The organism is Stenotrophomonas sp. 22692, assembly GCF_052045015.1.
Lineage (GTDB): Bacteria > Pseudomonadota > Gammaproteobacteria > Xanthomonadales > Xanthomonadaceae > Stenotrophomonas > Stenotrophomonas geniculata.
This window is the reverse complement of sequence record NZ_JBQEMR010000033.1, coordinates 28,447-42,789: the sequence shown is the minus strand read 5'-3', so window position 1 is coordinate 42,789 and position 14,343 is coordinate 28,447. Positions and strand designations below refer to the sequence as shown.

The 14,343-nt window shown below is 68.3% G+C and carries 9 protein-coding genes; 7 read left to right on the top strand and 2 right to left on the bottom strand.

The window, feature by feature from the left end; translation table 11 throughout:
• Positions 1-251: 251 nt before the first annotated feature.
• Both ACTJJM_RS17210 and gshB read right to left on the bottom strand, forming a co-directional pair.
• Positions 252-1,136 carry an energy transducer TonB family protein gene (locus ACTJJM_RS17210; protein WP_010482701.1) on the bottom strand — a complete coding sequence of 295 codons (885 nt, stop codon included), beginning with the start codon at positions 1,134-1,136 and terminating at the stop codon, positions 252-254.
• Complete coding sequence (gene gshB, locus ACTJJM_RS17205) at positions 1,136-2,083, bottom strand: glutathione synthase (protein WP_012511876.1); 948 nt, start codon at positions 2,081-2,083, stop codon at positions 1,136-1,138. Before gshB ends, ACTJJM_RS17210 begins: the two co-directional genes overlap by 1 nt.
• Before the next feature lie 240 nt (positions 2,084-2,323).
• Here gshB and pilG point away from each other — a divergent pair, with 240 nt between their 5' ends.
• The 7 genes from pilG to ACTJJM_RS17170 all read left to right on the top strand — a co-directional run bounded on the left by pilG (position 2,324) and on the right by ACTJJM_RS17170 (position 14,298).
• A complete protein-coding gene (pilG, locus tag ACTJJM_RS17200) occupies positions 2,324-2,725 on the top strand; it encodes a twitching motility response regulator PilG (RefSeq protein WP_005418455.1) in 402 nt (133 codons plus the stop codon).
• Between the two features lie 18 nt (positions 2,726-2,743).
• Complete coding sequence (locus tag ACTJJM_RS17195) at positions 2,744-3,106, top strand: response regulator (RefSeq protein WP_005410717.1); 363 nt, start codon at positions 2,744-2,746, stop codon at positions 3,104-3,106.
• Positions 3,106-3,636: a chemotaxis protein CheW gene (locus tag ACTJJM_RS17190; RefSeq protein WP_171955128.1), complete on the top strand. Its 531-nt coding sequence runs from the start codon at positions 3,106-3,108 to the stop codon at positions 3,634-3,636. The genes ACTJJM_RS17195 and ACTJJM_RS17190 overlap by 1 nt, the downstream gene beginning before the upstream one ends.
• 41 nt (positions 3,637-3,677) lie before the next feature.
• Positions 3,678-5,714: a methyl-accepting chemotaxis protein gene (locus ACTJJM_RS17185; RefSeq protein ID WP_010482706.1), complete on the top strand. Its 2,037-nt coding sequence runs from the start codon at positions 3,678-3,680 to the stop codon at positions 5,712-5,714.
• A 100-nt stretch (positions 5,715-5,814) separates the two neighbouring features.
• Positions 5,815-12,510 carry an Hpt domain-containing protein gene (locus ACTJJM_RS17180; protein WP_440865840.1) on the top strand — a complete coding sequence of 2,232 codons (6,696 nt, stop codon included), beginning with the start codon at positions 5,815-5,817 and terminating at the stop codon, positions 12,508-12,510.
• Complete coding sequence (locus ACTJJM_RS17175; protein ID WP_049481817.1) at positions 12,497-13,837, top strand: chemotaxis protein CheB; 1,341 nt, start codon at positions 12,497-12,499, stop codon at positions 13,835-13,837. Before ACTJJM_RS17180 ends, ACTJJM_RS17175 begins: the two co-directional genes overlap by 14 nt.
• The gene (locus ACTJJM_RS17170) at positions 13,834-14,298 is read left to right on the top strand and encodes a chemotaxis protein CheW (RefSeq protein WP_010482710.1); all 465 of its coding nucleotides are present in this window, start codon (positions 13,834-13,836) and stop codon (positions 14,296-14,298) included. The genes ACTJJM_RS17175 and ACTJJM_RS17170 overlap by 4 nt, the downstream gene beginning before the upstream one ends.
• Positions 14,299-14,343 lie beyond the last annotated feature (45 nt).

Here is a 14,343-nt window from a genome sequence, read left to right as displayed (position 1 = left end):
ACCGTTGGCGCCATGGGCCCGAGGCATGCCTCGGGCGGGTTGGGCAGGACGCCCAGCCCCGGTCTTGCCGTATGCGCAGGATGGCGCATACGAGCAAGGCGCCATCGAGCCCCCAGGGACGGGTTTACGGCGTGTCCTGCAAGCCCACACCGCCCCGCCAGGTCCAGCATCCCCGCCGCCGCTTCTGCTGTTGGTTCGGCTGTGGCCGTTGCCTCTGCGGGTCCCGGGCCGCAGGCCCGGGCAACAAAACCCTACCGATCGTCGTGCAGGGTGCCGCCCGGCAGGAACACCCACGTGCGGGTGACCTGCAGGATGTCGATCTCGTCTTCGGTCTTCGGCAACGGCGGGAACGGCTGGGCCAGCTTCACCACCCGCAGTGCCGCCTCATCCAGCAGCGGCGTCCCGCTCGAACGCAGGATCCGGCTGCTCTCCACGCTGCCATCGCGGCGCACCCCCACGCTGATCACCACCTGGCCACCGAGGCGGCGCTGCCGGGCCTCGTCCGGGTAATTCAGATTGCCTACGCGCTCGGCGCGGTCGACCCAGGCACGCAGGTAATTGGCATAGGCATATTCGCGCGTGCTGGCCGACACGAACTTGCGGTTCGGGCGCTTGGCGTACTGCGCCGAGCGCAGATGCACTTCGGCAGCCAACCGCGCCATCTCCACATCGCGCTGCTCGCGCGCGCTCAGCGGTGCGTCCGGTTCGGGCTGATCCGGCGTGGGGCGGGACTGTGCCTGCGCCACCACCTCTTCGCCATTGCGGCTGCTGACCACCCGTGCCTGCGGCGGCGGAACCGGCGCGGCCGATTGCTGCTGCTGCGGCACCGGGCTCAGCCCGGACTGGGCCTGTGGGACGATGCCGGCCTGGTTGTCGCGTGGACGCTGTGCGCGGTCGTGCTCGCCACCGCCTTCCTGGTTGGCCGCGGCCAGGAAATCAGCCTGCTTCGGCGTCAGCGCGGTGCGGGTCTGGCTGAAGATCACTTCCAGCGTCGGCACCAGTGGTGCATCGCCCTTCACGGCAAAGCCCACGCCCAGGATCAGCAGGGCGTGGACCAGCACAGACAGCGCGATGGTCGCCCCCAGCCGTTGCGCTTCGCGCGGCGGCGGGGGCAGGACGGCAGGTGCGGACGGCATCAGCGCAGGCCGGCCTCGAGTGCGTCGAACAGGGTGCCGGCAATGTTCAGGCCGTACTGCGCGTCCAGTTCGCGCACGCAGGTCGGGCTGGTCACGTTGACCTCGGTCAGGTAATCACCGATCACGTCCAGGCCGACGAAGCGCATGCCGCGACGCTTCATCTCCGGGCCCACCTGGGCGGCGATCCAGCGGTCGCGCTCGCTCAGCGGGCGGCCTTCACCGCGGCCACCGGCGGCGAGGTTGCCGCGGAATTCGTCGCCCTGCGGGATGCGCGCCAGGCAGTAGTCGACCGGTTCGCCATCGACCAGCAGGATGCGCTTGTCGCCGGCGGTGATGTCGGGAATGAACTTCTGCGCCAGCGCCATCCTGTGGCCGCCGTCGGTCAGCGTTTCCAGAATCACGTTCAGGTTCGGATCGCCCTGGCCGCTGCGGAAGATCGAGCGGCCGCCCATGCCGTCCAGCGGCTTCAGCACGGCCTGGCCATGCTCCAGCGCGAAGGCCTTCAACGCCTTGGCGTCGCGGCTGACCAGGGTCGGCGGGCAGCACTGCGGGAACAGCAGCGCGGCCAGCTTCTCGTTGTAGTCGCGCAGGCCCTGCGGATTGTTGACCACGCAGGCGCCGGCCGCCGCGGCCACGTCCAGCACCTGGGTGTCGTAGATGTATTCGGCGTCGACCGGCGGGTCCTTGCGCATCAGCACGATCTGGCCGGGGCCGAATTCGGTGCGGCTGAATGCGCCCAGCTCATACCAGCCGGCCGGGTCGTCGCGCACCTGCAGCGGGGCGGTCTGGGCCACCGCTACGCCACCCTCCAGGGCCAGGCCACCCGGACGCACGTAGTGCAGGGCATGGCCGCGGCGCTGGGCTTCCAGCAGCATGGCGAAGGTGGTGTCCTTGGCGATCTTGATGTGGGCGATGGGGTCCATCACCACGATGACGTTCAACGGCATGGGCGCACCTGTCAGGCAAGGCGTTGATGGTAGCGGCAACGCCGCCCGCGCGCCTCCCCGCCGTACTGCAACGCAGCGTCCGCCCGGCGCCCGCGCACGCATTGCGAAACCCGTCACGTTCAGGAGGGTGCCATGCCCCGCGCCATGGGGCGGCCTTGAAGCGGGCGCGGAAAGTGCGATATAGATACGCTTTCGTAGCGGCCCCCGCCAGAGATCGGGCCGTGCGCTTGGGGATAGGCAATGACTGAAAACACGACTGCGGGCGGGGAACTCGCAGGACTCCGGGTGATGGTCATCGATGATTCGAAGACCATCCGCAGGACTGCGGAAACGCTGCTCAAGCGCGAAGGCTGCGAGGTGGTCACCGCCACCGACGGCTTCGAAGCGCTTGCGAAGATCGCAGACCAGCAACCGCAGATCATCTTCGTCGACATCATGATGCCGCGCCTGGATGGGTACCAGACCTGTGCGCTGATCAAGGGCAACCAGCTGTTCAAGGCGACCCCGGTCATCATGCTCTCGTCCAAGGATGGCCTGTTCGACAAGGCGCGGGGACGCATCGTCGGCTCGGAGCAATACCTGACGAAGCCTTTCACGCGTGAAGAACTGCTGGGTGCCATCCGCACATACGTCAACGCCTGACCAGGGGGGAAAGGCACAATGGCTCGTATCGTTCTGATCGAGGATTCACCGACCGACCGCGCGGTGTTCACCCAGTGGCTGCGCCGTGCCGGCCATGAGGTGCTGGAAGCGGACAACGCCGAGGATGGACTGCAGCTGGTCCGCGACCAGGTGCCGCAGCTGGTGCTGATGGACGTGGTCCTGCCCGGCATGAGCGGCTTCCAGGCCACCCGTGCGATGGCCCGTGATGCGGCGATCAAGCACATCCCGGTGATCATCGTCAGCACCAAGGCGATGGAAACCGACAAGGCATGGGGCCTGCGCCAGGGCGCGGCCGATTACATCGTCAAGCCGCCGCGCGAGGATGAACTGATCGCGCGGATCAACGAACTGGTGGCCTGATGCGCTCGCCCTTCGACATTCTCGAAGCCTACGAACGGCGCAGCCTGGCCCACGCGGTGCAGCTGCCCGAGCGGCAGTTCGCCCAGGACCTCTGGCGTGGCGTGGGTTACCGCGTCGGCCAGCGCCGGCTGGTGTCCGATTTCCGCGAAGTGGTGGAAATCGTGCCGATGCCGCCGGTGACCCCGGTGCCGTGCGCACAGCCGTGGCTGCTGGGCGTGGGCAACCTGCGCGGCAACCTGTTCCCGGTGGTCGACCTGAAGTACTTCCTGGAAGGCACGCGTACCGTGCAGCAGGAAGGCCAGCGCGTGCTGATCATGCGCCAGGCCGGCGGCGACGTCGCGCTGACCATCGATGAGCTGTTCGGCCAGCGTAGTTTCGAACTGGACCAGCAGATCGAAGCCGGCACGCTGGCCGAAGGGCGTTACGGCCACTTCGTCGATCGCGCCTTCCACGCCGACGACCACGACTGGGGCGTGTTCTCGCTCTCGCTGCTGTCGCGCACCCCTGAATTCCGGCAAGCCGCGGCCTGAGGCCGGGCAACGCCCCCTGCATTGAAGATCGAGGTTGAACGATGAGTACTGCTTCGGACGCCACCAAGACCGGCAAGCTGCGGCTGGGCGGCAGCAACCTCTGGCTGTTCCTGCTGCTGGCATCGATGATCCTGTTCGGCGTCAACACCGGCGTCGCCACCTGGCAGGGCAGTCGCCTGGCCGATGCCGGTTCCAAGGCGGCCGACCTGCAGGTGCTGTCACAGCAGCTGGCCAACCAGGGCCGTGACGCGGTGGGCGGCAACGCGCAGGCGTTCACCGCCTTCAAGGCCACCCGCAACGCGATCGAACAGAACGTGTCGACCCTGCAGGGGCGCTACGGCAAGGAACCGGGCGTGTCCGGTGCGATCGCCACCCTGGGCGAAACCTGGGCGCCGCTGGGCAAGCAGGCCGGGCAGCTGGTCGCCAGTGAACCGGCGGTGCTAGCCCTGGCCGGCAACGCCAACAACTTCACCGGCGCCGTGCCGGGGCTACAGGCCCAGCTGAACGAGCTGGTGCGTGCGATGTCCGCTTCCGGCGCCCCGTCGTCGCAGGTGTACAGCGCCCTGCAGCAGGTGGTGGTGGCCGGCTCCATGGCCCGCCGCGTGACGGAAATGCGTGCCGGTGGCAGCGCCGCTGCCACCTCGGGCGATGCACTGGCCCGTGACATCACCGTGTTCTCTCAGGTGCTCGACGGCCTGCGCAACGGCAACGAGGAACTGGGCATCACCGCCGTGCGCGGTGCCGCCGCCGTGGCCGCGCTGGAGCAGTCGCAGCAGAAGTGGGAAGCGATGAAGCAGGACGCCGACGCGATCCTGGCCAGCTCGCGCCAGCTGTTCGCCGCGCAGTCCGCAGCCACCGCGCTGGGCCAGGGTTCGGCGCACATGCTGGACGACAGCCGCAAGCTGTTCGAGGCGTTCTCCTCGTTCGGTTCGGTGTCCGATACCCGCCTGTTCCCGAATTTCTGGATCGGCGTGGTCTCCGGTGCGCTGTCGCTGATTGCGATCATCGGTTTCGTCTCCACCAACGTGCGCAGCCGCTCGCGCGAGCAGGAACTGCGCTACCAGACCCAGGTGGAGTTCAACAGCCGCAACCAGCAGGCGATCATGCGGCTGCTGGACGAAATTTCCTCGCTGGGTGAGGGCGACCTGACAGTGAAGGCCTCGGTGACCGAGGACATGACCGGCGCCATCGCCGACGCGATCAACTACGCCGTCGACGAGCTGCGCCACCTGGTGACCACCATCAACGACACCTCGGCCAAGGTCGCGCTGTCCACCCAGGAAACCCAGGCCACCGCCATGCAGCTGGCAGAGGCGGCGGGCCACCAGGCCAACCAGATCACTTCGGCGTCGGACCGCATCGGCGAAATCGCGGCGAGCATCGAACAGGTGTCGCGCAACTCGGCTGAGTCGGCCGACGTGGCACAGCGCTCGGTGGTGATCGCCGCCGAGGGTGCCGGCGTGGTGCGCGAGACCATCCAGGGCATGGACCAGATCCGCGACCAGATCCAGGAAACCTCCAAGCGTATCAAGCGCCTGGGCGAGTCGTCGCAGGAAATCGGCTCGATCGTGGAACTGATCAACGACATTTCCGAGCAGACCAACATCCTGGCGTTGAACGCGGCGGTGCAGGCGGCCTCGGCCGGTGAAGCCGGCCGTGGTTTCGCGGTCGTGGCGGACGAAGTGCAGCGCCTGGCAGAACGTACCTCCGGCGCGACCCGACGCATCGAGAACCTGGTGCAGGCCATCCAGGCCGACACCAATGAAGCGGTCACGTCGATGGAACAGACCACCGCCGAGGTGGTGTCCGGTGCACGCCTGGCCGAGGACGCCGGCACCGCGCTGACCGAAATCGAGCGCGTGTCCAATGCACTGAACACCCTCATCAAGAACATCTCCATCGCCGCCCAGCAGCAGTCGGCCGCGGCCTCGGACATCACCCGCACCATGGGCGTGATCCGGCAGATCACCGGCCAGACCTCGCAGGGTGCCGGGCAGACCGCCGAATCGATCGGCCACCTCGCGCAGCTGGCGGCCGACCTGCGTCGTTCGGTCGCCGACTTCAAGCTGCCGGCGTGACGCGGGCAGGGCGGCGAGCAAGGAACCAGTCGATGAAGCATTTCCATTCCCCACGCCAGAACTCGCGCGGCTTCCGCGCGGCGGCGAACGGAGCGCGTCCATGAGCAGTCTGCGCGATGCGATGAGCCACGCAGCGCTGGGTTGGGTCAAGCCTGAGCTGGACGAGACCCTGCGCCAGGTGCGCAACGAGGTCGAGTACTACGCAGAAGACCCGGCCGATGCCAGCCGCATGCGCATCTGCGCCGGCTACCTGCACCAGGTGCAGGGCACCCTGCGCATGGTCGAACTGTATGCCCCGGCGATGGTGGCCGAGGAGCTTGAACAGCTGGCCAATGCCATCGGCGCCGGTGGTGTGGCAGATCGGGATGAAGCCTGCGCGACCCTGATGCGTGGCAGCGTGCTGCTGCCCGACTACCTGGAGCGCCTGCAGAACGGGCATCGCGATATTCCGATCGTGCTGATGCCACTGCTCAACGAAATCCGTGCCGCGCGTGGCGAAGAAGGGGTGCATGACAGCGTGCTGCTGGCATTCGCACCGGACAGCGTCACCGCCACCGAGGCCGAACTGGACCATGCCCGTGGCAGCCTGAGTGGACGCAATCGCGAACTGCTCGACACCGTCGGCAGTGCGGTGAAGGAAGAACTGCTGCGCATCAAGGATGCGCTGGACCTGCACCTGCGTACCGGCGGCGCGCCCGAACAGCTGCAGACCCAGGCCAACGAACTCGGTGCCGTGGCCGATACACTGGGCATGATGGGCCTGGGCGTGGCCCGCGGCGTGGTCGTGCAGCAGCGGGACGCACTGCGTGGCGTGGTCGAAGGGCGCCAGCAGATCGACGAGAACCTGCTGCTGGATATCGCCGGGGCACTGCTGTACGTGGATGCCTCGCTGGATGACCAGGTTGCTCATCTGGGCGCCGGCGGCAGTGGCGAGGACGATCCGAGCGCGGTGGAGAACCGGCGCACGGTAGAAGTGCTGGCGCATGAGGCCATCGCCAACTTCGCCGCCGCGCGCGAGCACTTCGTCGCGTTCATTGAAACCAGCTGGAACCATGCCGAGCTGCAGGACGTGCCGCGCCTGCTGGGCGATGTCTCCGGCGCGCTGCGCATGCTGGATCTGGGCACGGCTGCCGATTACCTGCGCGGTGTGCAGCAGTACATCGAAGCCGAGCTGATCGGTCGCCAGCGCGTCCCCAGTGGCCGTCAGCTGGACACCCTGGCCGATGCCATGGCCAGCCTGGAGTACTACCTCGAAGCACTGCGCGACCGCCGCCCGGGCCGCGAGGACATTCTCGACATCACCCGCAGCAGCCTTGAAGCGCTGCGCTACTGGCCGTTGCCGGACCGCAACGCGGTGGAACCTGTTGCCGCCGCGCCGATTCCGTTCGCATCGCTGCTGATCGAACGCGAGCCGGTCGCGCTGCAGACCGAGCCGTTGCAGCCGGAGCGCATCGAGATTCCGGTGCAGCCGGCCGCGCCCGCCGCTGGCACTGTGCCGGTGCCGCTGCCGGACTTTACCTTTGATCCGCCACCGGCCACGCCTGCACCGGAGGTGGTGGACAACAGCCTGATGTTCGGTGCGCTGGGGACCGTTGCATCCGCACCGCTGTCGCTGCAGGACGACGCAGATGCGCCCTTGGTCTTCGCCGCCTCCAGCGCGCCTGCACCCGACGTGCCGCAATGGGATCTCGCACCGTTCCATTCCGACTCCGATCCGGCCGCGAGTGCCGAAGACGAGCGCAGTCCGACCTTCGCCAGCTTCGAGCCGGTCAGTTTCGAACGGGCCGAAACCGGAGTGGGATCGGCGCCGCAGTGGACACTGTCGGAGGCAGCGCCGCCGGCAGTGGCCGATGCGGCCGTGATGGCTGTCGAGGGCGACGTCGACGCCTCGGTGCCCTTCGACACCGCTGACTTTGCCGCGCCGGTGTTCGACCCGGTCGCTGCCGAGCACGATGCGGTTGCCGCCGGCGAGGACGTGGTATTCCGTTTCGACGGCGATGCACTGGACAATGCCGACGACGTGCTGTCGCTGCACGCGATGGAGACGCTGTCGCTGGACGACGACGCCGGATTGCATCCGTCGCTGGAGATCGTCGATGCCGCCACGCCCCTGCGGGTAGACGAAAGCCCTGTGGTTGCCGGAGTGGACGCCGTTCCGGCGGATGTGCCGGAGGACGTGCCCGCGCCGATGGCCGAGGTGCTGGCGCCGGCCTCCGATGCACCGGCACCGGCGGTGTCGGTGATTGATATCGACACCATCGCGCCCATCGATTTCAGCGAAGCCGACGCGCAGTTCTTTGCCGAGCTGAGCGCCGCGGCGGCCGACTTCAATCCGCAGGCCATGGCGGCTCCGCCCGCTGCGGACATCCCGGTCGTGGCTGGGACCGAGGCCGGCTTCGAGGCGGGCTTCGACGACGATGCCGAGAACATCGACGAGGACATCCGCGAGGTGTTCCTGGAAGAGTTCGACGACGAGCTGGCCAACCTTGGCACGCTGCTGCCGGCATGGCGTGTGCAGCTGGACAGCATGGACCGGCTGCGGCCGATCCGGCGCATCTTCCACACCCTCAAGGGCAGTGGCCGACTGGTCGGTGCACGCACCCTGGGTGAGTTCGCCTGGAAGATCGAAGGCATGCTCAACCGCGTGCTTGATGGCAGCCGCCCGGCCACTCCGGCCGTGCTGGCGATGGTCGATAACGCACATGCCGCGCTGCCGCAGCTGAACGCCGCGCTGCGCCATGGCCAGCGCATCAGCGTGGACCTGCAGGCGATGCAGGCCATCGCCGATCGTGTCGGCGCCGGTGAGGAAACCTATTACGTGCCGCTGCCGGTAGCGGCCGCGCCTGTGGCACCGGTGGCCGAGGCCGAAGGCGAGGACGAGGACGAGATCAGCCGCATCCTGGCGGCCGAAGCCATCGCGTCGGTACAGGACGAAGCCGAGCCGGTGCCCGAGGCCGTGGGCACGCCAGCCAACATCGACAGCGTGCTGCGCGAGATCCTCGAAGCCGAAGTGGAAGTCCACCAGGCGACCCTGCAGGATTGGCTGCGCTCGGCGCAGCAGGCACCGCAGCCGGTCAGCGACGCGTTGCTGCGCGCAGTGCACACCATGAACGGCGCCTTCGCGATGACCGAAGTGCCGGAAATCACGGCGGTCACCGGCGCTGCCGAGTCCTACATCAAGCGCGCACTGGCCGCCGACGTGGTGCCTGGCGACGAAGGCGTTGCCGCACTGGATGCGACTGCGCAGGCGATCACCGCGACCATGGAGGCGCTGCAGGCCGAACAGCCGCGCATTGTTCCGCAGGGCGCGTTGGTGCAGCGGCTGCAGGCGTTGGCCGGCAAGCTGCCGGAAGCACGCTGGCCGCTGTTCGCGCTGGAAGACGAGGATGAGGAGGGCGTCGAGCTGGCGGCTGATGTCGAGCAGGCATCCGAAGCCGAAGCGCCGCTGGCCGGGCTGGACGCGCTGGACGAAACCGGCATGCCGTCCGCTTTGGATGCGGCGCCCGATCTCATTGCCGAGCCGCAGCTGCTTGCCGAAGATGCGCTGGAACCGGTTCCAGCTGCAGCCGAGTCGCAGCCGCTGGATGTCGCGGCCGACAGCGGCCTGGACGTGGGCGAGCTGACCGCCAGCGATGATCTTTCCCGTTACTTCGACGCCGGCTGGCCGTCGGTGCCAGGCGAAGCTGAACCTGCCGTGGCGGACATCGGCGCGATTGAATCGATCCAGCCGGCCGAGAGTGCGCCTGCTGTCGAAGTGGCCGACGCAGATGCCGTGCCCACGATCGTGACGGTCGACGACGCTGATCTGACCATGGCCGACGATCTGTCGCCGTACCTCGACGCCAGTGCGCTGCCGGTGGATGACCGTGACGCGGAAGAGCTGCCGGTGTCTGCGGAAGTTGACGCGATCGACCTGAATACGTCGCTGTCCTTTGATTCGGGCCGTGGCGATGACCGCGTCATTGACGACGCTGCTGCACTGCCACTCGACAGCGAGCTGTCGAGCCTGCAGGATGAAATGGCTGTGCCGGGTTTTGCAGAACCGGTCACGCTGGCAGCCGCGCTCGAGGCCGGCCTGCACGTGATCGAGGAAGAGCAGACCCTGGACGACGACGGGCAATGGCCCGTGATCGGCCTCCAGGCCAGCGAACTCGCGCCGGGCGAGGCAGATGCCTTTGCCGAGGATGCGGACGTCGGCGGGGAGGCGGCGGTCGGTGAAGGAGAGAGCGCCGATCAGCCGTCCCCGGCGACGGTGATTGAGGAGATCACCGCGGAGGCCCCGCAGGGCGGCGCTGCTGCGGTGCGCTTCTTCGAGATGGAAGAGGCGCCGGGCCAGGGCACGGTCGAAGCCGATGCCGAGATTGCAGAGGCCGACGTCACGCCCCGTGCGCCGCACCTCGAGCAGGCGCCTGATGCGGCCGATGCCGAAGACGGCGCCGACGCACTTGACTTCAGCGTGTACGACCGCGAGCTGGTCGATATCTTTGTCGATGAAGGCAAGGACCTGCTCGACCACTGTGATGGCCTGATCAGCGAACTGCGCAATGCACCGCAGGATCGCGAGGTGCTGGCCGGCCTGCAGCGCGACCTGCACACCCTCAAGGGTGGCGCGCGCATGGCCGGCATCAACGCCATCGGCGATCTCGGCCACAGCATCGAATCGCTGCTGGAAGCCGTCGCCGCCGGCCGCACCGAGATCGAGCGCCGCGATGTGCAGCTGCTGGAGCGTGGCTTCGATCGCCTGCACCAGCTGCTGACCCGCACCGGTGATCATCGCGTGGTGGAACCGGCGCAGGACCTGGTCGACGCGTTCGAAGTGCGTACCACCACCGATATCGCTGCGGCTGCGGCGGCCAACGTGGCGAGCGTCGCAGAAACCGACTCGGCACCGGTCGCCAGCCCGGCTCCGGCACTGCTCGATGCGCCGTTGTCGGCACCGCTGCCGGCAGAAGGCGTGGTCGATGAAGATCCGCTGGCGCGTCCGCAGCAGGAGCAGGTGCGCGTGCGCGCCGACCTGCTCGACCGCCTGGTCAACCATGCCGGTGAAGTGGCGATCTACCGCTCGCGGCTTGAACAGCAGCTCGGTGCCTTCCGTGGTGCCATGGGCGAACTGGAGCGCACCAATGCGCGACTGCGCGACCAGCTGCGCCGACTCGACCTGGAAACCGAGGCGCAGATCGTCGCCCGCTACCAGCGCGAACAGGACCAGGCCGACCAGAAATTCGATCCGCTGGAACTGGACCGCTTCTCCACCCTGCAGCAGCTCAGCCGTGCGCTGAACGAGTCGGCGGCCGACCTGGGTGGCCTGCAGGGCGTGCTTGACGATCTGTCGCGCCAGTACGATTCGCTGCTGCAGCAGCAATCGCGCGTCAGCTCCGAGCTGCAGGATGGCCTGATGCGCGCGCGCATGGTGCCGTTCGACGGCCTGGTGCCGCGCCTGCGCCGCGTGGTCCGCCAGTCCGGCATGGATACCGGCAAGCAGGTCCACCTGACCCTGGAAGGGACCCACGGCGAACTGGACCGCAACGTCCTCGACCGCATGGTCGCGCCGCTGGAACACATGCTGCGCAACTCCGTGGCCCATGGCCTGGAGGCGCCGGAGCAGCGCCGCGCCGCCGGCAAGCCGGAGGAGGGCGAGATCGCCATCCGCCTGCACCGCGAAGGTTCGGAAATCGTGCTGGAAGTGGCCGATGACGGCGCCGGCCTGGACCGCGAAGCGATCCGCCGCCGCGCCATCGACCGCGGCCTGCTGGCCGCCGATGCGCAGCCGAACGAGCAGGAGCTGGACAACCTGATCTTCGCGTCCGGCTTCACCACCGCCGATCAGGTCAGCCAGCTGGCCGGCCGCGGCGTGGGCATGGACGTGGTGCGCAACGAAGTGCGCCAGCTCGGCGGTTCGGTCGACATCCAGTCGGTGCGGGGCCAGGGCGTGCGCTTCACCCTGCGCCTGCCGCAGACGCTGGCCGTCACCCAGGCGGTGTTCGTGCAGATCGGCGAAACCACCTTTGCGGTGCCGGTCGCCTCGGTCAGTGGCATCGGCCGCCTGTCGCGCGAGCGTTTCGAAGCGGCCGACAGCAGCTATCGCTACAGCGGCGAGGACTATCCGCTGTACGACCTCGGCAGCCTGGTCGGGCAGGCTCCGGCGCGTGCCGACGGCCAGGACCAGGTGCCGCTGCTGCTGGTCCGCGCCGGCGACCTGCGTGCCGCCGTGGCAATCGACCAGGTGCTGGGCAACCGCGAAATCGTGGTCAAGCCGGTCGGCCTGCAGATCGCATCGGTGCCGGGCATCTACGGCGCGACCATCACCGGCGATGGCCGTGTGGTGGTGATCCTGGACGTGGCGCCGCTGGTGCGCCGCTTCCTCGCCAATCCGACACTGCCGGTACTGGCCAATGCGCCGCGCCAGGAGCGCCAGGTGCCGCTGGTGATGGTGGTGGACGACTCCCTGACCATGCGCAAGGTCACCGGCCGCATCCTCGAACGCCACAATTTCGAGGTCAGCGTTGCCCGCGACGGCGTGGAGGCGCTGGAACGCCTGGAAGAGCGCGTGCCGGACCTGATGCTACTGGATATCGAGATGCCGCGCATGGATGGCTACGAGCTGGCCACCGCGATGCGCGCCGACCCGCGCTACAAGGATGTGCCGATCGTGATGATCACCTCGCGCAGCGGCGACAAGCACCGCCAGCGCGCCTTCGAGATTGGTGTCCAGCGCTATCTGGGCAAGCCGTACCAGGAACTGGACCTGATGCGTAACGTGTACGACCTGCTGGGGATCGCCCGTGCCCGTGAGTGAAACCCAAACGGCTCCGGCCGTTGCCCTGCTGGCCCGCCCCGGCGCGGCGCGTGAGCGCCTGCGCGAGGCGTTGTCGCACGCCGATGTACAGCTGGTGCTGGAAGATGATCCCAATACGCTGGAGGTGCGGGTCCTGCAGGAGGCGCGCCCGCAGTTCGTGGTGATCGCGCTGGAGGCCGCCATCGAGGATGCATTGGAGCGCCTGGAAGCGGTGCTGTCCGCACCGGGCCTGACCCTGGTCTTCGACGAGGCCGAGCTGGCCGCACGTCGTGATGGTTGGGAGGCTCAGCGCTGGGGCCGTCATCTGGCCGCCAAGCTGCATGGCCACCAGCAGGTGTTGCCGCCGGGGGCCGAAGAAGAACCCGGCCTGCAGCTGGAGCCGGGCCACCCGGCACCACCGCCGGCGCCGCAGGAAGAAGCGTTGCAGCCGCACCTGGACCAGGCATTGAGCTGGGCCGACGAGGTCCCTGCTGACAGCCTGTACTCGCCGCCCGCGCAGCTGCACGAACCGATCGCGCTGGAACAGGCGCTGGCGGCGTTGCAGCCGGTCGTGCCCGAGCCGCTGGAGCCGCCCGTACTGCCGTCGCTGGCAGATACCGCGCCCGCAGCAGCGCCCCTGCCGCCGGTCTCCTTCGACCACACCGCCTGGTCCCTGGTCGAAGACGGGGCCGATGCCCCGGCCGCCGCTCCGCACCACGCTGCAGTGGAGGCATCGCTGCCTTCCTTCGATACCGGTCATCTGAGCCTGGTCGACCTGGATGCCGCAGCGCCCGTGGGCGCACGCGCCGGATCGCTGCTGGTGCTGGCCGGCATCGGTGGCCCGGACGCGTTGCGTCGCCTGCTCGGCGCGCTGCCGTCTTCGCTGAGCGTGCCGGTCCTGGTGCACATGCGCCTGGATGGCGGACGCTACGGCAACCTGGTCAAGCAGATGGCACGCGTGTCGCCGTTGCCGGTGCAGCTCGCCGAAGCTGGCCAGCGTGCAACACCCGGTGAAGTGCACGTGCTGGCCGATGACATTGGCGTGCAGGCAGCCAGTGACGGCCTGCATTTCGTCAGCGACGCGCAGGGCATTTCGATTGCCGCGCTGCCGGCTGACCACACTGCGCTGGTCCTGCTCAGCGGTGCCGATCTTGCACATGTTGGTCCGGCGCTGGATCTGGCCGCCGCCGGCGCCTGGGTGGCCGGGCAGGTCGGCGAGGGCTGCTATGACCCTGCCGCGGCCACGGCGGTGGTCGCCGCTGGCATGGTGGCGGGTGAGCCACAGGAACTGGCGCAGGCCATCGCCTCGCGCTGGGGCTCGGAAGACGATAACGGAGAGGCACCATGAGCTACGCCAGCAATGACGAAATCCGCGGCGTCCTGATCCAGGCCGGCAACGAGCGCGTACTGCTGCCCAATGCCACCGTGGCCGAAATGATGTCGCGCGTGCCGGTGCAGCCGGTCTCCGATGCGCCGCGCTGGCTGGTTGGCGAAATCGGCTGGCACGGCTGGCAGGTGCCGCTGGTGTCGTTCGCACGCCTTTCGGGGCTGGGCGAAGAGGCGGTGGCCGGCCACAACAAAGTGGTGGTGCTGAAGGCCCTGAGCGGCAACGCGCAGCGCCCCTACTATGCGCTGCTGACGCAGAATTTCCCGCAGCTGATCTCGGTGCCGCGCGACGGCTTGCTGGCCGACGCCTCCGAAGAAACCCTGCCGCAGATCGTGCACATGCGCGTGCTGCTGGGTGAGCAGAGCGCGCTGCTGCCAAACCTGGATGCACTGGAAGCCGCGCTGGATTCACTGGCGGCCTGATGGGGAATCCGCCGGGCATGGCCCGGCGCTACCACAGGTGACCCG